This is a genomic window from Dietzia sp. oral taxon 368 (assembly GCF_002999155.1).
In the GTDB taxonomy this organism is placed as follows: domain Bacteria; phylum Actinomycetota; class Actinomycetes; order Mycobacteriales; family Mycobacteriaceae; genus Dietzia; species Dietzia cinnamea.
Genome location: NZ_CP027238.1, coordinates 1,847,747 through 1,870,792 on the forward strand (window position 1 = coordinate 1,847,747; position 23,046 = coordinate 1,870,792).

Sequence of the window (23,046 nt, forward strand, 5' to 3'; positions counted from 1 at the left end):
CGGGACGCGGCGCGGGCGGTGCGGCGTCCTACTCGACGGTCCAGGTGCTGGAGCCGTCGAGGAGGGCCTGCAGATCGCTGGTGGCGATCTGCTTGGCGTGCTCGACCTGCCCGCGGGCGAGGTCGTCGTAGGTGTCGCGGGCGACCTGGCGGATGATTCCGGTGACCGTGTACTCCAGGTCCTGGCTGGACAGGTTGGCCAGGGCGTGGGCGTAGGTCGGGTCGTCGGTGTGGGCGTCGTGGACCACGATGTCGGCCTCGTCGACGTCCGCGGTGGCGGCCACGGCCAGTGAGAAGCCGCGGCGGACCACGCAGTGCTGGCCGGAGTCGCCGAAGATGATCTTCTCGCCGTGGCGCACCGGGATGAGGTGGTCGGCGGCGTCCTCCTTGCGCAGCAGGTCGAAGGAGCCGTCGTTGAAGATCGGGCAGTCCTGCATGATCTCCACGAAGCTGGTGCCGCGGTGGCGGGCGGCGGCCTCGAGGACCTCGGTCAGGCCCTTGCGGTCCGAGTCCAGGGCGCGGGCCACGAAGGTGCCCTGGGCGCCCAGTGCCAGTGACAGGGTGTTGAACGGGTGGTCCAATGAGCCCATGGGGCTGGACTTGGTGACCTTGCCGGTTTCGGAGGTGGGGGAGTACTGGCCCTTGGTCAGGCCGTAGATCCGGTTGTTGAACATGAGGATGTTCATGTTCACGTTGCGGCGCAGGGTGTGGATCAGGTGGTTGCCGCCGATGGACATGGCGTCGCCGTCGCCGGTGACGACCCACACCGACTGGTCGGGGCGGGTGGTGGCCAGGCCGGTGGCGATGGCCGGGGCGCGGCCGTGGATCGAATGCATGCCGTACGTCTCGAGGTAGTACGGGAAGCGGCTCGAGCAACCGATGCCGGAGATGAAGGTGATGTTCTCGCGCTTGAGGCCGAGCTTGGGCAGCAGCGCGCGGATGGTGGCCAGGATGACGTAATCGCCACAGCCCGGGCACCAGCGCACCTCCTGGTCGGAGGTGTAGTCCTTGGGCTTCTGCGGCGCGTCGGTCTTGGGGACCGAGGACAGCGCGTCGAGCGGCAGCTTGGTGCCGACGAGTCCGGGTTCGGTTGTTGTCATGGGGGTCCTCTCCTCGCTCGTCTGTTTCAGCGGGTTCGGTTGGCGGTGGTGGTGCCGGTGGCGGTGTGACCGATCTGCCGGGCGCGGGCCGCGGGCTCACCGGTGGTGGTGACGACCCCGTCGAGCGCGACACGGTACTTGTCGTGCTCGGCGTGGGAGAGGCGGCCGGCGAACTCGGCTTCGATGGCGTTCTGCAGCTCCTCGGCGGAGAACGCCATGCCGTGCACCTTGGTGATGGGCTGGATGTTGGCGGGGAAGCGGGCCTTGAGCAGCATCGACAGCTGACCGAGGTTCATCTCCGGCACCAGCACGCGGCGGTAGCACCCCAGCACCTCGCCGATGTTGTGGGGCAGCGGGTTGAGGTGACGCACGTGTGCGCGGGCCACGCGGTGGCCGTTGGCGCGGGCGCGGCGCACGGCCTCGCCGATGGGGCCGTAGGACGAGCCCCATCCCACGACGAGGACGTCGGCCTCTCCCGACGGGTCGTCGACCTCGAGGTCCGGCACGTCGATGCGCGCGATGCGCAGGGCGCGCGTGCGGGTCATCAGGTCATGGTTGTCCGGCGTGTAGGAGATGTTGCCGGTGCCGTTGGCCTTCTCCAGGCCACCGATGCGGTGCTCGAGGCCCGCGGTACCGGGCACGGCCCAGTCGCGGGCGAGGGTCTCCGGGTCACGGGCGTAGGGCAGGTAGTCGGGGACCGTCGCGCCCTCCTCGCCCGCCTCGGGTGCGGTGGCAAGGTTCCTGTCGATCTTCGGCAGCGCGTCGACCTCGGGCAGCAGCCACGGCTCGGAGCCGTTGGCGATCGCGCCGTCCGAGAGCAGGATGACCGGCGTGCGGTAGGTGACCGCGATGCGGGCGGCCTCGCGGGCGGCGTCGAAGCAGTCCGCGGGGGACTGGGGGGCCACCACGGCCACCGGCGACTCACCGTTGCGGCCGAACAGCGCCTGCAGCAGGTCGGACTGCTCGGTCTTGGTGGGCAGGCCGGTCGAGGGACCGCCGCGCTGGACGTCGATGATGACCAACGGCAACTCGGTCATGACGGCCAGGCCGATCGCCTCGGACTTCAGGGCCAGACCCGGCCCGGAGGTCGAGGTCACGCCCAGCGCGCCACCATAGGAGGCGCCGAGCGCGGAGGCGATTCCGGCGATCTCGTCCTCGGCCTGGAAGGTGGTCACGTCGAACTGCTTGAGCTTGCTGAGCTCGTGCAGGATGTCCGAGGCCGGGGTGATGGGGTAGGTGCCCAGGAAGACCGGCATGTCGGCCGAGATGCCGGCGGTGACCAGGCCGTAGGCCAGGGCGGTGTTGCCGGTGACCTGACGGTAGCGGCCCGCGGGGAGCTTGGCGGGGGCGATCTCGTACTCCGACGCGAACGCCTCGGTGGTCTCGCCGTAGTTCCAGCCCGCCCGCAGCGCCAGGGTGTTGGCCTCGAGGATGGTCGGCTTCTTGCCGAACTTGTCGGCCAGGAACTTCTCGATCGAGTCGACCGTGCGCCCGTACATCCACATCAGCAGACCGAGCGCGAACATGTTCTTGCAGCGCTCGGCGTCCTTCTTGCCGATGTCGACCGACTCCACGGCGCCGATGGTCAGCGTGCTCATCGCGACCTCGTGCACCTGGAACGCCTCGAACGCCGGCGAGCCCAGCGGGTTGGACTCGTAGCCCACCTTCGTCAGGTTCCGCTTGGTGAACTCGTCGGAGTTGACGATGAGGATCCCGCCCGAGGGCAGGTCGCCGATGTTGGCCTTCAGCGCGGCCGGGTTCATCGCCACCAGGACGTCGGGACGGTCACCGGCGGTGAGGATGTCGTAGTCCGCGATCTGGATCTGGAAGCTCGAGACGCCGTGGATGGTGCCCTGGGGAGCCCGGATCTCGGCCGGATAGTTGGGCTGGGTCGCCAGGTCGTTACCGAACGCGGCCGCCTCGGACGTGAACTGGTCACCGGCGAGCTGCATGCCGTCACCCGAGTCACCCGCGATGCGGATGACCACCTTGTCCAGCTTGGTCTTGGACGCATTGCCCACCGCTGCTGACCTCCAGAAAGTCGTGATGATCGGGACTCGTCGTGGCTCCCGTACGGCCATCGACGGTACGCCCTTCAGGGCGCAGCCCGCGGCCACGGCCGAATTGCCGGAACTGTAACAGGTTCCAATCCGCGGCCGTGGATGTTCCTCTTCATCGTAGACCGATCTGTCTATCTCCGCCACTCGCGACGGTGTGCGCTGGGGGGGGACGACGAGGGGGCGCTCGAGTGCGCGATGCATATAGAGGGATAGGCCGGACCGTCCCGGGGGGTGGTGGCGTCCGGGTGGGCGTGCTCACGGTGCCCGCGCAGGGGTGGATCGCGTTTCTTCCCGTGACGGACCGGCCTGGTATGAATCTGTATGGAAAGGCTCCGGCACGCGTACCGTAACCGGGACCGGAGTCGACGGCGGGCGTCGCCGACGGATCAGCGCAGGTTGGGAGCACTCCAGTGGCGAGCAAGAAGACAGCATCGGGCGGCAAGCGGAGCCTGGTGATCGTCGAGTCCGCCACCAAGGCGCGCAAGATCCAGCCCTATCTGGGGTCCGACTATGTGGTCGAGGCTTCCGTCGGTCACATCCGCGACCTGCCCAAGGGCGCCGCGGACATCCCGGCCAAGTACAAGAAGGAGCCGTGGGCGCGGCTGGGCGTGAACCCGGAGGACGACTTCGAGCCCATCTACGTGGTCAGCGCCGACAAGAAGAAGAAGGTCTCCGAGCTCAAGAAGGAGCTCGCGGGGGTGGATCAGCTCCTGCTGGCGACGGACCCCGACCGCGAGGGTGAGGCGATCGCCTGGCATCTCCTCGAGGTGCTCAAGCCCAAGGTCCCCGTCAAGCGCATGGTGTTCCACGAGATCACCAAGCCCGCCATCCTCGCCGCCGCCGAGAACACCCGCGAGCTGGACACCGACCTCGTCGACGCCCAGGAGACCCGCCGCATCCTCGACCGTCTCTACGGATACGAGGTCTCGCCCGTGCTGTGGAAGAAGGTCATGCCGCGGCTGTCCGCCGGGCGTGTGCAGTCGGTGGCCACCCGCGTCATCGTCGAGCGCGAGCGCGAGCGCATGGCGTTCGTCGCCGCCGACTACTGGGACATCACCGCAACCCTGGCGACGCAGCGCTCGGCCGGAGGTGACGCCGGTGAGCCACGCAGCTTCACGGCCAAGCTCTCCGCCGTCGATGGCGCCCGGGTGGCGCAGGGCCGTGACTTCGGCCCGGACGGCAGGCTGAAGACCACCGGCGCAGCCAAGGACTCCGTCGTGCTCGACGAGCCCGCGGCCCGCGCGCTGGCCGGGGCTCTCGACGGTGCCGACTTCGTCGTCGACACCGTCGAGTCCAAGCCCTACACACGGCGCCCCTACGCGCCGTTCATGACCTCGACCCTCCAACAGGAGGCCGGCCGCAAGCTCCGGTACACGTCCGAGCGCACCATGCGCATCGCGCAGCGGCTGTACGAGAACGGCTACATCACCTACATGCGAACGGACTCCACCACCCTGTCCGAGGGTGGCATCGCCGCCGCCCGGGCGCAGGCGACGGAGCTCTACGGCAGCGAGTACGTCTCGCCCACGCCGCGGCAGTACACGCGCAAGGTCAAGAACTCGCAGGAGGCGCACGAGGCCATCCGCCCCGCCGGTGAGTCATTCGCCACCCCCGGCCAGCTGCACAGCGTGCTGGACGCGGAGGAGTACCGCCTCTACGAGCTGATCTGGCAGCGCACCGTCGCCTCCCAGATGGCCGACGCCCGCGGCACCTCGGTGAGCATCCGCATCAGCGGGCAGGCCGGGGCCAACGCCTCCGGATACTCCCGCGCCACCTTCTCCGCCTCCGGCCGCACCATCACGTTCCCGGGCTTCCTCAAGGCCTACGTCGAGGCCGCCGACGATGCCGCCGAGTCCGCCGACAAGCCCATGGCCGACGACGCCGAACGGCGCCTGCCGCAGCTGTCCGAGGGACAGCACCTCACCGGCTCGGACCTCCTGCCCGAGGGCCACACCACCAGCCCGCCGGCCCGCTACACCGAGGCCAGCCTCGTCAAGGCGATGGAGGAGATGGGCATCGGACGCCCGTCGACCTACGCCAGCATCATCCGCACCATCCAGGACCGCGGCTACGTCTACTCGCGCGGCAACGCGCTCGTGCCCAGCTGGGTGGCGTTCGCGGTGGTCGGGTTGCTCGAGCAGAACTTCGGCCGGCTCGTCGACTACGACTTCACGTCCCTCATGGAGGACGAGCTCGACGCGATCGCCGAGGGTCGGGAGAACCGGAGCGACTGGCTGCGCCGCTTCTACTTCGGCGTCGGTGGCCCGGGGGGCCACGGCGAGGGGGGTGAGGGCGACGCGGACTCGAACTACGCGGTGGGGCTGAAGAACCTCGTCGACGTGAACCTCGAGGCCATCGACGCCCGCAGCATCAACTCGATCCGCGTGTTCGACGACGCCGAGGGGCGCCCCGTCTACGTGCGCGTCGGTCGCTACGGTCCGTACCTCGAGCGGATGGTGACGGGCGAGTCCGGAGAAGAGGAGTCGCAGCGCGCCAACCTGCCCGAGGGCATGAGCCCCGACGAGCTCACCCTGGAGGTGGCCGAGAAGCTCTTCGCCACCCCGCAGGACGGGCGTCCGCTGGGCGTGGACCCCGAGACCGGGCACGAGATCGTCGTCAAGGACGGACGCTACGGGCCCTACGTCACAGAGAAGCTGCCCGAGCCGAGCGACGCCGAGAAGGCCGCGTGGGCGAAGAAGGTGCTCGCCGACGCCGAGGCGGAGAAGAAGCGGATCGACGCCGAGCGCGACGCCGCGATCGCCGCGGCGAAGGACGACGAGGCCAAGGCGGAGGCCAAGAAGGCCGCCACGAAGGCCAAGGCCGCGGTCACGCGCAAGGCGAAGAAGGACTCCGAGAACCCGACCGGGCCCAAGCCGCGGACCGGGTCGCTCATGCAGTCCATGGATCCGGCGACGGTCACGTTGGAGGAGGCGCTCAAACTCCTGTCACTGCCCCGCGTCGTCGGTGTCGACCCCGCCAGCGGCGAGGAGATCACCGCACAGCTCGGCCGGTACGGGCCGTACCTGAAGAAGGGCACCGACTCGCGCACCCTCGAGTCCGAGGACGCGGTGTTCACGGTGACGCTCGAGGAGGCGCTGAAGATCTACTCCGAGCCCAAGCGTCGGGGCCGCCAGGCCGCTGCGCCCAAGGCACTGCGCGAGATGGGGATCGACGAGGTCTCCGGCAAGCAGATGCTGGTCAAGGACGGCCGGTTCGGCCCCTATGTGACCGACGGCGAGACCAACGCGTCTCTGCGCAAGGGTGACACCGTGGAGAGTCTCACCGATGCGCGGGCCGCCGAGTTGCTCTCGGAGCGTCGGGCCAAGTCGCCGCCGGCCAAGAGGGCCCCCGCCACGAAGTCGGGCGCCCGTAGAGCCCCGGCGAAGAAGGCGGCCTCCTCCCGTCGCTGACGGACTGCGGGTCGGTCAGAGCGTCGCGTCGTCGACGACCGCGTCGGCTGCCGGAGCGGCGGCGGGGCGTGCGTCCGACGCCGCGGATGCGACGGACCCGGCGTCGGTCGCGGACCGCCGTACGGCGTCGCCCGCCTGCCACCGATCCGCCAGGGTGGGGCGAAGGGGCCGAGCGAGCTGGGTCATGATCCCGCGGCCGCGCAACTCGACGCTCTGGCCCAGCACCCACCGCGCGGCTTCCGGGCCGTCCGCGTGGTGGATCGTCGCCGCCGAGGCCAGCACGTGCCCCTGCTCCATCTTGGCCAACGTCGTCAGGCGCGCGGCCTCGTTGACCGGGTCGCCGATCACCGTGTACTCGAACCGCTTGGCGTGACCGATGTGCCCGGCGATGACCGTCCCGTAGGAGACGCCGATGCCCGCGGAGAGCGGCGACAGCTCGGCGAGGCGGCTCTGCAGTGCGCGGGCGGCGCGCAGGGCGCGGCCGGCCTCGTTGTCCACCTCCAGGGGCGCGCCGAAGACCGCGAGGAGTGCGTCTCCCTGAAACTTGTTGATGTACCCGCCGTTGGAGTCGACGGCCTCGACCGCGATCCGGAAGAACTCGTTGAGCACCGACACGACCTCGGCGGGCTCGTGTGCTGCCGCGAACTCGGTCGACCCGGTGAGGTCCACGAACAGCACCGCGACCTCCCGCTCCTGCCCACCGAGTTCGGTGCCGCGCTCGAGGGCGTTGCGGGCAACGTCCTCGCCGACGTAGCGGCCGAACAGGTCCTGGATCGCCTCGCGCTCCTGCAAGCCGGTCACCATCTCGTTGAAGCCCTGCGCCAGGCGGCCGATCTCCGAGCTGTCGTAGATCGTCACGCGCGTCTCGAGGTCGCCCTGCTTGACGCGGCTGACACCCGCTTGCATCTCGCGGACGGGGTCGGCGATCGAGTCCGAGACCAGCCCCATGCCGATGGCGCCGGCGATGACGGCGACGCTCGCCAGGACCGCCAGCGCGACGAGGATGGTCCCGGGGTCGTCACCGAACAGTCCGAACCAGTGGCCGGTGAGGATGAGCAGGATGCCCGCGATCGGGATGACCGTCGTCAGCGCCCAGCCCAGGAAGATCCGGCGCCGGACGCCGGGGACGTGCCGGTTGGCCGGCACGCCGCTGGCCAGCGCGCGCACGGTGATCGGCCGCATGATCCGCTCGGCCTGGAGATAGGAGATGAGGACGGTCGTGCTCCCGCCCAGGAGGCTCGTCACCGACACGATGAGGGCGAGCCTGGGGGAGTGCCCGACGTTGACGGCGGCGAACAGCAGGGTCCCGATGAGCCACATCGTGCCCGAGATGATCGCCTGGTGGAACGGCAGACGCAGGGTGCGGCGGCGGATGGCGCCGTCGAACTCCGCGCCCGCCCGGTCCACTCTGAGCACGGGTAACAGGAGCAGTGTGGAGGCGATGACTCCGCCGATGAAGGCCAGCACCAGGTAGCCGATGAAGAGGTACTGGTTGAGGAACCGGAACTCGTCGAGGTCCAGGAACCGGTCCACCGGCAACACGAAGCGCAGGAACGAGAACACGAAGACCGCGCCGATGATGTTGGCCTGCACCATCGTGAGCGCATACACGGGCCAGGGGGTGGCCCACAGCCACCTGAACAACCTGACCCAGCGCTCCATCGGTCCCAGCCTAGTTCGCGCCGGTGCCGGTGGGGGCTCAGGTGTGTCGGTCCGCGGGGATAAGGTGGGGCCATGCCCGGGGTGTTCGAACGATTGGCCGGACAGGCCGACGTCGTGGCGGAGCTGACCGCTGCCGCGACGGCCGCCCGTGCCCGCGTCCCGGGCCAGGGGTGGGACGAGTCCGACCCGCGCATGGTCCACGCGTGGTTGTTCACCGGGCCGCCGGGCAGCGGACGCAGTGTGGCGGCAATGGCATTCGCGGCGTCCCTGCAGTGCGAGGACCCCGACGTGGTGGGGTGCGGTCGGTGCCGCGCGTGCCATACCGTCCTGGCGGGAACTCATGCCGACGTCCACCTGCTCGCCCCGCAGGGCGTGAACATCCTCCTCAAGGACGTCAAGGAGACCATCCACCGCGCGGCCAGCCGTCCAGGGACCGGTCGGTGGCAGATAGTCGTGGTGGAGGAGGCGGACCGGCTCACGGAGCAGTCCGGCAACGCGCTGCTCAAGGTGGTGGAGGAGCCGCCGAGCCGGACCGTGTTCCTGCTGTGCTCGCCGACCACCGATCCGATGGACATCATGGTCACACTCCGCTCGCGGTCGAGGAACGTCGCGCTGCGCCAGCCGAACGCCGAGGCGGTCGAGCGGGTCCTTCTCGCCGACGGCGACGCGATCGAGCCGGATCTCGCGCGGTGGGCCGCCTCGGTTTCCTCCGGGCACGTGGGGCGGGCGCGGTGGTTGGCCACCGATGAGGCGACCCGCGAACGTCGGGACGTCGTCCTCCAACTGCCGATGGTCATGCACAACCCCGGGCGGGCCTTCCCGCTCGCGAGCCGGCTCGTCAGTTCCGCCGAGCAGGAAGCGCTCGCGCGCAACACCGAGTCGGACGAGCGAGAGGTCGAGGAATTACGTACCGCCCTCGGCGCCGGCGGCACAGGTAAGGGCACCGCGTCCGCCGGCCGCGGGGCGACGGGCGCGGTCAAGGAACTCGAACGTGCACAGAAGTCCCGGCGAACCCGCTCCACCCGTGACTCGCTGGACCTCGCCCTGGTCGACCTGGCCGGCTTCTACCGGGATGCACTCATCGTCGCGCTCGGTGCCCGCGACGTCGCCGCGGTCCACCCCGACAAGGCCGAGGAGGCTGCGCGCCTCGGCGGGCACTATTCGGCTGCCTCGATCCTCAAGGCGATCGAGGCGGTGCAGGAGTGCCGGGCCGCGATCAAGGTCAACGTCAAGCCGAAGTTCGCGGTGTCGGCGATGGTCGGTGCGATTCGCGCGGCGCTCAGCTCCTGACCCGCCAGGCTGGAGTGGGCCGGCGTGAGCGCCGGGGGAGTGACGGCGGAGGCGTCCCGGCGCGGGCCGTTTTTCGGCTCAGGGGGTCCGTCGGATATAGTTGCGTCGCCCCACAAGGGCTCGCCGCGTTAGCTCAGTCGGTAGAGCATTTCACTCGTAATGAAAAGGTCGTCGGTTCGATTCCGACACGCGGCTCCGCAGAGAGTTCCTCAGACCCCCGGTCCTCACGGCCGGGGGTTCTGTCGTTCCGCAACCGTGCGTACGGGCGGACCCGAGAGGGCGGTGATCGTTGACGGTGACGCGCCGGGTCGATACTGTCGGGTAACGGTTTACGTAGTTAGATAGCGAGCCGGTTTCCGCGACCACGAAAGAAGTCCCCTCATGGCCTCAGCGCCCCTGCTCGTCGAGCGAGCCGACCACATCGAGACGTGGACCCTGAACCTCCCGGACACCCGCAACCCCATCTCGGATCCGGCCATCGTCGACGCCCTCTGTGGGCAGGTTGCGGTGGTCAATGCCGACCATGATGTGCGCGCCGTGGTGCTCACCGGCGCGGGTTCGGCGTTCTCGGCGGGCGGCAACGTGAAGGACATGGCCGACCGGGCCGGCATGTTCGGGGGTTCGCCGTATCAGCTCCGCGACGGCTACCGCCACGGGATCCAGCGAATCCCCCGCGCCCTGTACCACTGCGAGGTCCCTGTGGTGGCCGCGGTCAACGGGCCGGCCGTCGGGGCGGGGTGCGATCTCGCGGTGATGTGCGACCTGCGGGTGGCGTCCACCAGCGCGTGGTTCGCGGAGAGTTTCGTGCAACTGGGCATCATCCCCGGCGACGGCGGGGCCTGGCTGCTCACCAAGGCGATCGGTCCGGCGCGTGCGGCGGAGATGGCTCTCACCGGCGACCGGGTGCAGGCGGAGCAGGCCGCCGAGTGGGGCCTGGTCAACCAGGTGGTCGACCCCGACGACCTGATGGACTCGGCCCGCGGTCTCGCCGCCCGGGTGGCCAAGAACCCGCCGCACTCGGTCCGGATGGCCAAGCGACTGCTGCGCGAATCCCAGCACCAGTCGCTGGAGTCGCTGCTCGAGCTGTCCGCGGCGATGCAGGCCCTGGCCCACCACACCGAGGATCACCACGAAGCGCTCGCGGCGTTCGGGGACAAGCGCGCCGGTCGGTACGAGGGGCGGTAGCCGGCGGCGGCTGCGGGCCCTTCCGGCTACCGGAGGCCCCACGAGGCCGCGTGCTCGAGGCACACGCCCGCGAGCTCGTCCTTGCGGGCGAGGATCTCGGCCCGACTGCCGATCACGCCGACCGTCGCGATGGTGCGGCCGCGCTCGCGCAGTGCGACGGAGACACCGTCCCCGCCGTCGACGGCCACGCCGGGCGCGAGGCAGACCCCGGTATCGATCAGGTCGTCGAGAGCGGCGAGGAACCGGTCGACGTACTCGGCGTCCTCTCCGGGCCGCGAGTTGAGGTAGGCCCATACGTCCCGCCGCTCGCGGTCCGCGAGGAGTAGCCACCCGGACGAGGTCCGCAGCAGAGAGCGACGCAGTTTGTTCTCCGCGAGGTAGGCGTAGTGCGGGTCGGAGGAGACGAAGTCCACGTAGAACAGGTCGTCGCCGACATCAGTCGACAGAGTCGTCGTGAGTCCGGTCTGTGAGTGCAGCGCCTCCAGCTGCTCGTGGCTCACCGAGGTGACAGGTGGCCGTCCGGCGATGACGTTGAGCAGGTACGGAGCGGTGCCGAGCGTGTAGACCCGGTTCCGCTCGTCGAGATACCCCACGGCGACCAGGCCGTTGAGGAGCCCCTGGGTCGAGCTGATGGGCGCGTCGAGGGCCTTGGCCACCGCGGTCAGCGTCATCCCCGAGGCGGAACGCGCGACGAGTTCCATGATCGCGGCGACCCGGTCGACCATCCGGTGGCGTGGTCGTTCGCCGGTCCGGCCGGCGTCGCGCGCGGAGTCGCCGCCCGTCGTCTCGCTCTCCGTCATGAGGTAACAGTATCCGGCCAATTGGAAGTCGGCGCTTCGATTCCTAGACACGTACCTCATTCCGCCAGTGCGTAAAACGCGCAGCCGTGCGATGCTGGTCCCGTGCTGCCGGTCACTACCGGCGCCGGGAATCCCCGGACCGGCGAACCCCGGTCACCGCACCCCGACCCGAGGAGCACCGATGAGGTCCGCGCTCGCCCCACCCACGACCCTGGAATCGGCGGAGATGACCGCCCTGCGGGCGGAGGTCCGTACCTTCCTCGCGGACGAGATCGCGGCGGGGCGACTGACCCCGTGGATCGACACCTGGCTGACCAGGTGGGACGAGGACTTCACGCGCCGACTGGCCGAGCGTGGGTGGGTCGGGATGACGATCCCCACCGAGTACGGCGGTCGCGGTCGCACATTCCTCGAGCGCTTTGTCGTCACCGAGGAACTGCTCTCCGTGGGCGCACCCGTGGCCGCGCAGTGGGTCGCCGACCGGCAGATCGCCCCATCGCTGCTGCGCTACGGCACCGAGGAGCAGAAGCGCGAATACCTGCCCAGGATCGCGGCGGGCGAGTGCTGCTTCGGCATCGGGATGAGCGAGCCGGATTCGGGCTCCGACCTCGCCAGCGTCCGCACGAAGGGCGTGAAGGTCGACGGCGGCTGGTCGATCACCGGCACCAAGGTGTGGACGTCCGGCGCCCAGCACGCCGAGGCGTTCATCGCCCTGTGCCGGACCGAGCCCCTGGACACCACGAACCGCCACGCGGGCCTGAGCCAGTTCATCGTCGATTTGCGCGGTGAGGGCGTGACCGTCCGGCCGATCGTGTCACTGTCGGGCGATCACCACTTCAACGAGGTGATCCTCGACGAGGTGTTCGTCCCCGACGCCATGGTGTTCGGGGCCCTCGGTAACGGGTGGGAGCAGGTCAACTCCGAGCTCGCCTTCGAACGCAGCGGCCCCGAGCGGTTCCTGTCCTCGTTCCGCCTGTTCGCCGCCGAGATCGGGGCGGTCGCGGAGGGAGCGCTGCCCGCCCGCGCGGACCTGGGTCGGTCGGTGGCGCGGATGGCCGGCCTGCACTCGCTGAGCCAGAACATCGCCGGCGCGCTCCAACGAGGTGAACCCGCCGACACCGCCGCCGCGCTGGTCAAGCTGCTCGGCACCACCACGGAGGGGGACCTCGTCGACGCGGTCTCCACCGGCCTCGGCGACGAGTTCCGGCCGGGCGACGGCGACGCGGCGGCGTCCGAGCTGGCCGACCTGCTCCGCGCCGGACTCCATCAACGCCCCGGCTTCACGCTGCGCGGCGGGACCAACGAGATTCTGCGCGGCGTGATCGCGCGGGGACTGGGGATGCGATGAGCCACGCCACCACTGATCTGCAGACCACCACCGACCAGCAGGCCGCCACATCCGACCAGCAGGCCGCGACCGCCGACCTCGCCGTCGACGAGGACCTTCTGGCCATGATGGGCGACGTCCTGGCCGAGCACTCCGGCCCGGGCATCGAGCCGGACCCCGCGGCCGTGTGGCGGACCCTGGCCGAGGTCGGCCTCGCCCGGCTCACCGCCCCCGAGACCTCAGGTGGCAGCGGTGCCGGTTGGGCCGAGGCGGCTGCCCTTCTCCGCCTGTCCGCGGCCGCGGGAGTGGCCGTTCCCTACGCCGAGACCGACCTCGTCGTCGGGCCCCTCCGCCGCGCCGCCGCGCTCGACGACGCCTCCGCCGGGATGGCGACCCTCGCGGTGCTCGGCCCCGACGGACACGCACGGAGGGTCCCCTGGGCGGGTGCGACCGACACCGTCCTGTTCGTGCGACCGGCAGGAGGGGACGACGACGAGGTGGGCGGCCGCCCGGCCGGCGGGTACGAGGTGGCCGAAGTGCGGACCGGCCGGACCGGCGTCGCGGCGGCCCGAGGGGTCTCCGCGGTCCCGCTGGCCGACGTGACGCCGCCCGAGGACGTCGAGTGGACCGCCGTCGAGCCGGGCCCGGTCGAGGTCGCAGTCCTGCGGGGAGCGTTGGCGCGAGCGGTGCAGTGCCTGGGCGCCGCCGAGGGGATGCTCGACTCGGCCGTCGCGCACACCACCGAGCGGACCCAGTTCGGCCGGCCACTGGCCCGATTCCAGTCGGTGCAGAACCTCGTCGTCGACATCGCCGCGGAAACCGTCCTCGCCCGGGCGGCGGCCGATCAGGCCGTCGCCGATGCACTGGCCACCGACCTCGCCGGTCCGCTGTCCGGATTCCGGGTGGCCGTCGCGCGAAGCGTCGTCTCGCAGGCGCTCGCCGTGGCCGTCCGCAACGCACACCAGGTCCACGGCGCGATCGGGACGACCCACGAGCACACCCTGCACCGCGTGACCCTGCCCGCCCTGCAGTGGCGTGGGGAGTTCGGCTCGGCCGCCTACTGGGAGTCGCTGCTCGCCGACGCGGCGGTCCGCGACGGCATGGACGGTGCGTGGCCCCTGATCGTCGAGGGCGCCCCGGTGGAGAGCCCCGCCGCCGCGTGGCTCGACCGCGTGACGGGAGCCTGAGCCGTGACCGACATGCCGCGCACCGGCGCGCTCACCGACATCCGGGTGGTGGACCTGTCCCGCGTCCTCGCCGGTCCCCTGTGCGGGCAGATGCTCGCCGACCACGGTGCCGACGTCATCAAGGTCGAGCCCCCGGACGGGGACGAGACCCGCGGGTGGGGGCCGCCGTTCGTGCGGGCCGACCACAGTGCCTACTTCGACGGGCTCAACCGCAACAAGCGCAACGTGAGCATCGACCTGCGCACCGAGGACGGGCAGGCTCTGCTGCGGCGGATGCTCGAGGGCGCGGACGTGGTGATCGAGAACTTCAAGGCCGGGACCCTCGAACGGTGGGGCTGGCGGACGAGGTGATCGCCGAGCGGTTCCCGCGACTGATCCACTGCCGCATCACCGGGTACGGCGTCGACGGCCCCCTGGGCGGGGCGCCGGGCTACGACGCGGTCCTGCAGGCGCTGTCCGGCCTGATGAGCATCAACGGAGAACCCGAGGGCCCGGCGATGCGGATCGGCATCCCGCTGGTCGACATCGTCACCAGCCTCAACGCGATGAACGGGATCCTGCTGGCGCTGCACGCCCGCGAGTCGACCGGGCGCGGGCAGTTGATCGATCTCGCGCTGCTCGACAATGCCGTGTCGATCCTGCACCCGCACGCCGGGAAGTGGTTCGCGAGCGGCGAACAGCCTGTCAGGACCGGGGTCGCCCACCCGACGATCTGCCCCTACGAGACCTTCACGTGCGTGGACGGTCACTTCTTCATCGGGGCCGGCAACGACCGCCAGTTCCGTTCCCTCGCGGCTGCGCTGGGCGCGCCCGACCTCGCCGACGACCCCCGTTTCCGCACCAACTCCGACCGGCTCGCGCACGCGGAGGAGCTCCGGGTGATCCTCGGGGATCTCGTCGGCTCGATCGGCCGTGAAGACCTCGCGGCTCGGCTCCGCGCCGCGGGAGTGCCCTCCGGGGCGGTCAACCAGGTCGGCGAGGCACTCGAGATGCCGCACGTCCTGCACCGCGAGATGGTGGTCGAGCGGGAGGGGTACCGCAGCGTCGGGATTCCGGTGAAGATGTCCGAGACGCCCGGGTCCGTCCGTTTCGGCCCACGCCCTCGCGGGGCGGATACCGACGAGGTGCTCACCGGGTTCGGGATCGGCCGGGCGGAGGTGGCCCGCCTGCGCGAGGCGGGCGTGGTGAGCGGCGGGGACGGCCGCCCCTGACGGCGCCCCTGACCCCGGCGGACGGCGCACCTGAACCAGCGTTCTCGGTACCCTCGGAACCAGTACCGAGAAAGGTCGTGTCGTGGAATTCCTCCTCATCGCCGCAGTGATCGCGGTGGCCGTCGCTGTGATCTCCCGCAGCCAGAACAAGGGCCAGACGCAGCTGGAGGCGCACCACAACCGTCATCTCGAGGACTACCGCGCCGAGGCGTCCCGCTGGATCGAGCGGCTCGGCGGGCAGGTCTTCAATCTCGACGGCACGGACGAGGCGTCGAAGCAGGCGATGGCCGACGCCTCCGAGCGCTACACCGCCGCCGTGGCGGAGCTGGAGAAGGCGCGCACGCCCGTGCAGGCCCAGCTGGCCAAGGACACCGCGCTGGAGGGCCTGTACTACGTGCGCGCCGCCCGTTCGGCGATGGGCCTCGACCCCGGCCCTGAGCTGCCGCCGACCCCCGGCCAGGATCGCGCCGGCCGGGTGACCGAGGACCGCGAGGTCGAGGTCGAGGGCCGCAAGTTGAAGGCCGCCACCGACCCGAGCGACGAAACCCCGCACTACTACCCGGGTGGTGTCGTGGCGGGCCGCCCGGTGCCCGCGGGCTGGTACTCGGAGCCCTGGTGGGCGTCCGCGCTGGCCACCGGCGTCTGGACGATGGGCTCGATGATGATGTTCAACATGCTGTTCGCCGGAATGGCGGGCGTCGGCTACTCCGGTGAGGATTTCGCGGCCGGGGTCGGCGAGGGCGGCGCCGACGTCGGTGACATGGGCGGCGCTGACGGCGGCGACGGCGAGGGCTTCTTCGACGGCGGCCTGTTCGGCGGCGACGGTGGCGAGGGCGGAGACGCCGGTGGTGACGGCGGTGGTTTCTTCGACGGCGGGCTCTTCGGCGGCGATGGCGGAGGGGGAGACGGCGGCGGCGGGTTCTTCGACGGGGGTCTGTTCGGCGGCGACGGCGGCGGCTTCTTCGACTTCTGAGCGGCCGGATCGATCAGCCCGGGCAGGTCGACCAGCCCGGGTGCGCCGCTCAACAGTCCGCCCGGCCCGCCCGGCCCGCCCGGCCCGCCGGGCCCCCGGGCGTCAGCAGCTTGCCAGGATCCGGTCCATCGCGTCGCGCTCGGCGGCCGTCACCCACAGCCCGTAGCGCTCCTTGACCAGCACCTGCCGTGACACGTACGAGCAGCGGAACTCGCGACGCGGCGGTAGCCATGTGGCGGTGTCGCCGTCGCCCTTCTGCTGATTGGCCCACCCCGCCACGGCCATGAGGTTCAGTGGGTCGTTGGCGAAATCGCGCCGCTGTTCCTCGGTGAGCTGCTGGGCGCCCTTCTGCCACGCGTCCGACAGCGCCACCACGTGGTCGATCTGCACCTCCGAGGAGGTGTCCTGTCCGCGCGTGAACTCGATGCGCTCCCCGGTGTACGGGCCCTCGAGGACGCCGGTGAGGACCACGCAGTCGCGGGTTCCCGGCCGGAAGGTGAGGTCCGTGAGGTCCCGCTTGAGGATGTCGTTGCGGGTGTCGCAGCCGTTGCGCCCGAATTCGACGGACACGTCGTCGGTCCAGGACTGGCCGAACAGGTCGCGGTCGTAGCCCGTCCTGGGCGCACGGCCCTTAACCTCGAGTTGCGGTAGCGCCACCTTCGCGGCGATGACCTGCGGGTCGCCCGACAGGTCCGCTGGCGGCGCGGGGTCGGCCGGCGGCGCGGGGTCGGCCGTTGTGCCCGCGTCCGGCGCGGGCGGGGCCGGTGGGATCGGCGACGACGACGAGACGGGCCCGCCCGGATCGACCTGCGAGCTCTGGGGAGTTCCGGTCGTGCCGGGAGCGCCGTCCCCGGCCTCCGCGCACCAGCCGATCCCTGCCAGCATGGCCACACCGAGGACGACTGCACCGACTGCACGAGGGGTTCCGGAACTCATGCGGGGCACCCTAGCGACGGCCTCGGACATCCCCGCCCGCGGCAGGGCATCAGCAGACGCGGCTGCGCATCAGCGGGAGCGCATGCACGCGGCCCGGCCCACAGCCGCTCTCCTCCCTGGCGTCTCGCTCCCGGCGCTGGCGTCTCGCTCCCGCGGATGCGCGGGATACTCATCGTCGCTCCTCGCCATGGCGTCTGGCCAGCGCAGGGGGACGGGCGAGACGCCATGGCCGCGCGCGGCTGTGGCCGAGGCGGTGGGTGGGGGACATGCTGGGCTCGCAGCCGCTCCCGGCGCCAGCGTCTCGCTCTCGGGCCTGGCGTCTCGCTCCTGTCACCGCTCGCGCTGAGGGCGCGCCCGGCCCACCCCCGCTCTCCTCCCTGGCGTCTCGCTCCCGTGGATGCGCGGGATATTCATCGTCGCTCCTCGCCATGGCGTCTGGCCTGCGCAGGGGGACGGGCGAGACGCCATGGCCGCGCGCGGCTGTGGCCGAGGCGGCGTGTGCGGACTTTCCCGGCCGACGCGCGCGGACACCGAAGACTCCGGGGCCCGGGATCCGGCTAGCCTTGCCCGCGATGCCGCCCGCGACCCCCGACCGCAGCCCCGCACCCGCCGAGACGGATCCTGCCGCCGAGACCGGTCCGTGCACCGAGTCCGCGCCCGCGCCCTCCCGCCCCGTGCTCGGCCGCCGCGCATTGCTCGTGTCCTGCGCGTTCGTGGTGCTGGCGGCCACGGGGGTGCGGCTGTGGGTCGCGGCGGCGGGCTGGTTTTACTGGGACGACCTCATCCTCCACGGCCTGGCCGCCCGGCACGCGTGGCCGGATCCGGACCTGCTGTTCACCGACCACGACGGTCACCTCATGCCCGGCGGGATGGCCCTGGTCTGGCTGTCCGCCCATCTGGCGCCGCTGGACTTCCGGATGCCGCTGCTGCAGATCGCACTGCTCCAGCTGGTCTCCGGCGCGGCGCTGGCCCGCATGCTGTGGGTGCTGCTGTCGGGGCGGACGGTCCTGCTCGTCCCGCTGACGGCGGCACTGGCGATCCCGCTGGGCCTGCCCGCCGCGACATGGTGGGCGGCGGCGCTCAACGCGCTCCCGCTCACCGCCGCGATGGCGTGGGCCGTCGCGTCGATGGTCCTCCTCGCGCGCACGGGCAGGACGCGGCACGCGGTGGGTGCGGCGATGGCCACCGCGCTGGGGCTGCTGTTCGTGGAGAAGGCCCTCATCGTCCCGGCGGTCGCGGCCGTCGTGCTGCTGGGCGGGTGGTGGACGACGAGCGGAACGCGCGCCGACCTGCTCGCACTGTGGCGGCGGACCCGCGCCGCCTGGCTCGCTCAGGCCGTGATCGTGGCGGTGTGGGCGGCGGTCTTCCTCGTCGTCGTCGGCCGTCTCGGCGGGGGCACGCTCGACCCGGACCCGAACGGGGCGGCGAGTGGCGCGGCGAGTGGCGCGACCGGCTCTGTAGGCCCGGCAGACGGGGCGGGAGGCGACGGCGCACCACTGCGGTTCGCGGCTCTGGTCGACCTCGCCTACCGGCTGGCAGTCGCGCCGACGCTCGGCGGAGGGCCGTGGCGGTGGGATCGCTGGCACCCCGGTCCGCCGATGGCCGACCCGCCCCTCGCCGCGGTGATCGCCGGAGCGGCCGCGTGCGTGGCCGTGCTGGCGTGGTCGCTGACCACCCGACGCCGCACCGGCGCGATCTGGGCGGGCGCGGCGCTGTACCCGCTGGTCCCGGTGGTCCTCGTGGCGGTCGGCCGCGCCGGTCCGGACACCGCCGCGGAGATCGTCCAGACGCTGCGCTATCACTCCGAATATCCCGTCGTACTGGCCGCGGCGGCAGCCCTCGCCCTGGCGGCCCCGCGGCGTGGAACCGGGCCGGCGACCCGAGGCGGGCCGCACCGCACGCACAACGCGGCGACGCGCGGCGGGTGGCCGGCCGCGGGCGCGCTCGGCCTCGCGGCGCTGCTCGCCTCGACCGCGATCTCGACCGTCACCTACCGGCAGACCTGGGCCGAGCAGCCCGCCCGCGACTACCTCCAGCCGCTGCTCGCCGCGCTGCACGACCGCACCGAACCGCTGCTGGACAAGGACGTTCCGCCCGAGGTGCTACTGCCCGTCGCGGCCCCCGCGCACCGGCTGTCCTGGCTGCTCGCCGGCGTGTCCGGTGTGCCGGAGGTGAGGGCGTGGACGCGTGAGCCGGTGGTGATCGACGCGCACGGAAGGATGCACCCGGCCGACGTGGTGCCCGGCCGCACGCTCCCGCAGGGTTCCGAGCCGGGCTGCGGCCACCGGATCGACGCGGACGGCGCCCGGATCGAGCTGGACGGGCCGCTGATCGGGCGCGACTGGGTGGTGCGGCTCCACGTGTTCGCCGAGGCCGACGGTCACGTGTCCGTGCGCCTCGACGACGGCGAGCCCGCGATCGTGCCCGTCGAGGCGGGCCTGGGCACGGTGTACGTGCGTCTCGTCGGCGGGGGGAGCGGACTCACCGTCTCGCCTCTCGGCGGGCTGAACGAGCTGTGTCTGGGCAGCGGACCGGTCGGGGTGCTGGTGCCGCGCTGAGGTCTCCCGGCGCGGTGGACCATAATGGGCGGGTCGGCAAGGCGGGACACGAGACGAGCCCGTGGACCGGGACGAGACGCTGACAGGGCGGGGAACGGAGGCGGGTCATCGACATCGCGATGGTCATGATGACCCTCACCGCGCTCCTCGTGGTGCCCGGCGTGATCGTCGGCGCCGCCGCGCAGCTGCCCCTGCGACTGTCGGTGGCCACGTCGATCCCCGTCTCGTTCGGTATCGCCGCGATCGCCGGCTACGTTTACGGCCGGATCGGCGTGCCGTGGTCGCTGGGCGGCTACGTGCTCGCCACGGCCGCCACCGCCGCCGTCGTGGGTGTGGTGGGGTTGGCCATCACCGGGGTGCTGTGGATGGGGCGACGACGACGAGCGCGCCGATCCCGGCCGGCGGACGGGCCCGACGGGCGCCCGGTCGGCGGGACGGTCCGGGGCGGCCGGATCCGCGGCGCTCGCGGGACCGCGGGGGTCGAGCAGCCCGGCCGGCCGGGCGGTCGGCGAGGGCGGCGCGCGTGGTGGTGGCTGCTGCCGGGCGCGGCGGTGCTGGTCAGCGCCTGGCTGATCGGGCAGATGATCCTCACCGAGCTGTCGGCGATGCCGGGCGGCACCGCGAACATCTTCCAGGGCTGGGATGCCCACTGGCACGCCAACTACATCCGCTTCATCCACGACGTGGGCCTGGCCTCGCCCGATCAGGCCGGTGCGCTGCGGTATCCGGAGAACGGCGCGACGCTGTACTACCCGAGCACGTGGCACGCGATCGCCGCGCTCGTAATGGGGTTGTGCGGCATCGGGGCGGTCGAGACGTACAACCTCGTCCAGATCGGCAGCGTCGCGCTGGTCTTCCCGCTCGGCGTGGCGGCGCTGGCGTGGCTCATCACGCACCGGTCTTTCTCTCGGCCGGTCGTGGCCACGTCTGCGGCCGTCGCCGCGATGGCCACCCCGCTGTTCCCCGGATTGCCGTTCGTCGAGGTGATGGTGGCCGCTACCCCGTCCGCCGTGGCCAACGGGATGGCCGGTCTCGGCGCCGCGGTCGTGGTGGCGGCGCTGGCGGACCGGCGGCTCATCCCCGCCGCGGCACTCGGCCTGGTCGGCATCGGCGGCGTCCACCCCTCGGCGATGGTCACCGCCGGGGCGTTCGTGCTGTTCTGGTGGCTCTTCGACGGGCTGTGGCGGCCGGTGCGCGGGCGGGTGCGCGACTTCGTGGTGCTGGCCGGCATCGGCCTGGCGGGGGTGCTGACGCTGCTGCCGCAGGTCCTCACCGTCTCGGAGGAGGCCGACGACATCTCGGCGTTCGAGTTCGAGATCGGCGCCGATCGCGCCGCGACGTGGGGCAAGGCGGTCGCCCTGCAGGTCCGGCACGTCGAGGACTGGGGCGTGCGCTGGGTGCTCCTGTCTCTCGCGGTGCTGGGGCTGCTCGTCATGCTGCGCCGCCGCGTGGTGTGGCCGCTCCTGCTGTGGGGCGGTCTGCTCGTGGTGTGCGTGAACGCCATGAGCGTCTTCGGCAACTGGACCGGCGGCGTGCTCCGAGGGATCGGCAGCATCTACTACAACGACCCCCGCCGGATCGGGGTGGTGCTCGCCGTGGTGGTGGCCGCCGCCGTCGGCGTGGGCGTGGCCGCCACCGTACAGGGCCTGGCGGGTTGGCTGGGCCGGCTCATGGACCCCGTCACCGATCCCGAGGGCCGCGGCGTGGAGCTGGCGCGGGTGGCCGTGGCGCTGGCCGCCCTGGTCGGCGTGGGCTCGTGGGTCGTCCAGGCCTCGCCCGAGTACGCCTCCGCGGCCGGCACCAGCCAGCGCTGGGGCCGCATGGTCGACCAGCACGACCTGCGTGCTTTCCAGTGGTTGTCCGAGCAACCGCAGGCCTACTCAGGACTGATCTACACGAACCCCGACGAGGGCTCCGGGTGGATGTACGCCACCCATGGCCTGCCCTCGACGGCGCGGCACTACCTGCAGCCCGGTTCCACAGCCCCGCTGACGACCTACCTGTTCTCCCGGATGGACCGGGCCGGCGAGGACCCGCGGGTCGATCAGGCGCTCGCCGACCTGGGCGTCACCTACGTGTACGTCAGCCCGCCGAACTACTGGGGGTTCCAGGGGCCCAACAAGCACCTGCTCGACCTGACGACCACGCCCGGCCTGGTCACCGTGTACGCGGATTCTCAGGTACGCATCCACGCCGTGCGCGCCGCGTTCACCGACGCCGAGCTCGCGCAGATCCTGGAGGACTCGCCGTTCCCGCCGGAGCGGCGGACCCCGCTCACCAGGGCGACGGAACTCTACGGGCCGGAGTGAGCTCGCGGGGAACCCCGCGGTCGTATCGTGAACACTGTCCTCCGACAGGGGGGAGCGGCGGCGGGGCCCGTCGCACGAGGGAGGGGAACGTATGCGTGCACTGGTGACGGGCGGGGCCGGGTTCATCGGCTCAACCCTGGTGGACAGACTGTTGGGCGAGGGCCACGACGTGACGGTGGTGGACAACCTGTCGCGGGGGCGGTTGGAGAACCTCGCGGCCGCGCGCGAGGCGGGTGACCGCTTCGTCTTCCACCAGTTGGATCTCACCGACCCGGCGATCGAGGACGTCGTCACGCAGGCCCGGCCGGAGGTGATCTTCCACCTGGCCGCGCAGATCGACGTGCGCCTGTCGGTCGAGGACCCGGTGCACGACGCCGAGGTCAACGTGGTCGGCACTGTCCGCCTCGCGGAGGCCGCGCGCAAGGCCGGTGTGCGGCGGATCGTCTTCACGTCCTCCGGCGGGTCGATCTACGGACCCGTCACCGAGCTTCCGGTCGCGGAGACCCGCCCGGTCGATCCGCTGAGCCCCTACGCGGCGGGCAAGGTCGCCGGTGAGATCTACCTGGAGATGTTCTCGCGGCTGTACGGCATCGAGTGGGCGGGCGTGGCGCCCGCGAACGTGTACGGGCCGCGTCAGGACCCGCACGGCGAGGCCGGGGTCGTGGCGATCTTCTCGCAGCGTCTGCTCGCCGGGCAGCCCACCCGGGTGTTCGGCGACGGTGGCAACACCCGTGACTACGTGTTCGTCGACGACGTGGTGGACGCCTTCGTGCGCGCCGCCGAGGTGCCGGCCGCCGCCGGTCTGCGGTTCAACGTGGGCACCGGCGTCGAGACCACCGACCGTGGACTGCACACGCTGGTCGCCGAGGCCGCGGGCGCGGCCGACGATCCCGAGTACGCGCCCGCCCGCCTGGGCGATGTCGCCCGCTCGGCGCTGGACGCCGGCCGCGCGGCCGAGGTGCTGGGCTGGGTCCCTCAGGTGACGATCCGTGAGGGCGTGGCCCGCACGGTCGACTACTTCCGCGACTGATCCAAGCGG

General features: G+C 71.6%; 14 protein-coding genes, 1 tRNA gene and 1 pseudogene. 11 read left to right on the forward strand and 5 right to left on the reverse strand.

Annotated elements, in window-relative coordinates; all coding sequences use genetic code 11:
• Window positions 1-28 precede the first annotated feature (28 nt).
• Window positions 29-1,099 carry a 2-oxoacid:ferredoxin oxidoreductase subunit beta gene (locus tag C3V38_RS08675; protein ID WP_061914159.1) on the reverse strand — a complete coding sequence of 357 codons (1,071 nt, stop codon included), beginning with the start codon at window positions 1,097-1,099 and terminating at the stop codon, window positions 29-31.
• 26 nt (window positions 1,100-1,125) lie between these two features.
• Window positions 1,126-3,120, reverse strand: a complete 1,995-nt coding sequence (locus C3V38_RS08680) for a 2-oxoacid:acceptor oxidoreductase subunit alpha (protein ID WP_061914161.1) — start codon at window positions 3,118-3,120, stop codon at window positions 1,126-1,128.
• A 449-nt stretch (window positions 3,121-3,569) separates the two neighbouring features.
• Between C3V38_RS08680 and topA the strand changes: the two genes are divergently transcribed.
• Window positions 3,570-6,569, forward strand: a complete 3,000-nt coding sequence (topA, locus tag C3V38_RS08685; RefSeq protein WP_106385564.1) for a type I DNA topoisomerase — start codon at window positions 3,570-3,572, stop codon at window positions 6,567-6,569.
• 15 nt (window positions 6,570-6,584) lie between these two features.
• On the opposite strand, the gene C3V38_RS08690 is transcribed toward topA, so the two are convergent.
• Entirely contained in the window at window positions 6,585-8,231 is a 1,647-nt protein-coding gene (locus tag C3V38_RS08690) for an adenylate/guanylate cyclase domain-containing protein (RefSeq protein WP_061227514.1), read from the reverse strand.
• A gap of 72 nt (window positions 8,232-8,303) precedes the next feature.
• Between C3V38_RS08690 and C3V38_RS08695 the strand changes: the two genes are divergently transcribed.
• The 3 genes from C3V38_RS08695 (at window position 8,304) to C3V38_RS08705 (ending at window position 10,706) form a co-directional block, all read left to right on the forward strand.
• Entirely contained in the window at window positions 8,304-9,521 is a 1,218-nt protein-coding gene (locus tag C3V38_RS08695; protein ID WP_106385565.1) for a DNA polymerase III subunit delta', read from the forward strand.
• Window positions 9,522-9,643: 122 nt separating this feature from the next.
• Window positions 9,644-9,716: transfer RNA gene (locus C3V38_RS08700), tRNA-Thr, on the forward strand.
• 186 nt (window positions 9,717-9,902) lie between these two features.
• Window positions 9,903-10,706, forward strand: coding sequence for a crotonase/enoyl-CoA hydratase family protein (locus C3V38_RS08705; RefSeq protein ID WP_061914167.1), 804 nt, complete (start codon window positions 9,903-9,905; stop codon window positions 10,704-10,706).
• A gap of 26 nt (window positions 10,707-10,732) precedes the next feature.
• Here the strand turns inward: C3V38_RS08705 and C3V38_RS08710 are convergent, their stop codons facing one another.
• Window positions 10,733-11,431, reverse strand: coding sequence for an IclR family transcriptional regulator (locus tag C3V38_RS08710; protein WP_106386425.1), 699 nt, complete (start codon window positions 11,429-11,431; stop codon window positions 10,733-10,735).
• A 256-nt stretch (window positions 11,432-11,687) separates the two neighbouring features.
• Here C3V38_RS08710 and C3V38_RS08715 point away from each other — a divergent pair, with 256 nt between their 5' ends.
• The 4 genes and pseudogenes from C3V38_RS08715 (at window position 11,688) to C3V38_RS08730 (ending at window position 16,204) form a co-directional block, all read left to right on the forward strand.
• A complete protein-coding gene (locus tag C3V38_RS08715; protein ID WP_106385566.1) occupies window positions 11,688-12,854 on the forward strand; it encodes an acyl-CoA dehydrogenase family protein in 1,167 nt (388 codons plus the stop codon).
• Window positions 12,855-12,958: 104 nt separating this feature from the next.
• On the forward strand, window positions 12,959-14,020 hold the full coding sequence (locus tag C3V38_RS08720; RefSeq protein ID WP_106386426.1) for an acyl-CoA dehydrogenase family protein: 1,062 nt from the start codon (window positions 12,959-12,961) through the stop codon (window positions 14,018-14,020).
• A gap of 12 nt (window positions 14,021-14,032) precedes the next feature.
• Window positions 14,033-15,231 (forward strand): annotated as a pseudogene (locus C3V38_RS08725) (CaiB/BaiF CoA transferase family protein).
• Window positions 15,232-15,313: 82 nt separating this feature from the next.
• Window positions 15,314-16,204, forward strand: coding sequence for a hypothetical protein (locus tag C3V38_RS08730; RefSeq protein WP_061227509.1), 891 nt, complete (start codon window positions 15,314-15,316; stop codon window positions 16,202-16,204).
• 102 nt (window positions 16,205-16,306) lie between these two features.
• Here C3V38_RS08730 and C3V38_RS08735 read toward each other — a convergent pair whose 3' ends face one another.
• On the reverse strand, window positions 16,307-17,140 hold the full coding sequence (locus C3V38_RS08735) for an HNH endonuclease family protein (RefSeq protein WP_061227508.1): 834 nt from the start codon (window positions 17,138-17,140) through the stop codon (window positions 16,307-16,309).
• A gap of 572 nt (window positions 17,141-17,712) precedes the next feature.
• Between C3V38_RS08735 and C3V38_RS08740 the strand changes: the two genes are divergently transcribed.
• The 3 genes from C3V38_RS08740 (at window position 17,713) to C3V38_RS08750 (ending at window position 23,037) form a co-directional block, all read left to right on the forward strand.
• Window positions 17,713-19,698, forward strand: coding sequence for a hypothetical protein (locus C3V38_RS08740; protein WP_106385567.1), 1,986 nt, complete (start codon window positions 17,713-17,715; stop codon window positions 19,696-19,698).
• 119 nt (window positions 19,699-19,817) lie between these two features.
• Window positions 19,818-22,007, forward strand: a complete 2,190-nt coding sequence (locus C3V38_RS08745) for a DUF6541 family protein (protein WP_165001090.1) — start codon at window positions 19,818-19,820, stop codon at window positions 22,005-22,007.
• A 91-nt stretch (window positions 22,008-22,098) separates the two neighbouring features.
• Window positions 22,099-23,037 carry an SDR family NAD(P)-dependent oxidoreductase gene (locus tag C3V38_RS08750; protein WP_106385568.1) on the forward strand — a complete coding sequence of 313 codons (939 nt, stop codon included), beginning with the start codon at window positions 22,099-22,101 and terminating at the stop codon, window positions 23,035-23,037.
• Window positions 23,038-23,046: the final 9 nt, after the last annotated feature.

Excerpts from the sequence above, each read along its gene's own strand:
- C3V38_RS08675 (WP_061914159.1), bottom strand. The coding sequence starts at position 1,099 with ATGACAACAACCGAACCCGGACTCGTCGGCACCAAGCTGCCGCTCGAC.
- C3V38_RS08690 (WP_061227514.1), bottom strand. The coding sequence starts at position 8,231 with ATGGAGCGCTGGGTCAGGTTGTTCAGGTGGCTGTGGGCCACCCCCTGG.
- C3V38_RS08695 (WP_106385565.1), top strand. The coding sequence starts at position 8,304 with ATGCCCGGGGTGTTCGAACGATTGGCCGGACAGGCCGACGTCGTGGCG.
- C3V38_RS08705 (WP_061914167.1), top strand. The coding sequence starts at position 9,903 with ATGGCCTCAGCGCCCCTGCTCGTCGAGCGAGCCGACCACATCGAGACG.
- C3V38_RS08710 (WP_106386425.1), bottom strand. The coding sequence starts at position 11,431 with ATGGTCGACCGGGTCGCCGCGATCATGGAACTCGTCGCGCGTTCCGCC.
- C3V38_RS08715 (WP_106385566.1), top strand. The coding sequence starts at position 11,688 with ATGAGGTCCGCGCTCGCCCCACCCACGACCCTGGAATCGGCGGAGATG.
- C3V38_RS08720 (WP_106386426.1), top strand. The coding sequence starts at position 12,959 with ATGATGGGCGACGTCCTGGCCGAGCACTCCGGCCCGGGCATCGAGCCG.
- C3V38_RS08735 (WP_061227508.1), bottom strand. The coding sequence starts at position 17,140 with ATGAGTTCCGGAACCCCTCGTGCAGTCGGTGCAGTCGTCCTCGGTGTG.
- C3V38_RS08740 (WP_106385567.1), top strand. The coding sequence starts at position 17,713 with ATGCCGCCCGCGACCCCCGACCGCAGCCCCGCACCCGCCGAGACGGAT.
- C3V38_RS08745 (WP_165001090.1), top strand. The coding sequence starts at position 19,818 with ATGGTCATGATGACCCTCACCGCGCTCCTCGTGGTGCCCGGCGTGATC.
- C3V38_RS08750 (WP_106385568.1), top strand. The coding sequence starts at position 22,099 with ATGCGTGCACTGGTGACGGGCGGGGCCGGGTTCATCGGCTCAACCCTG.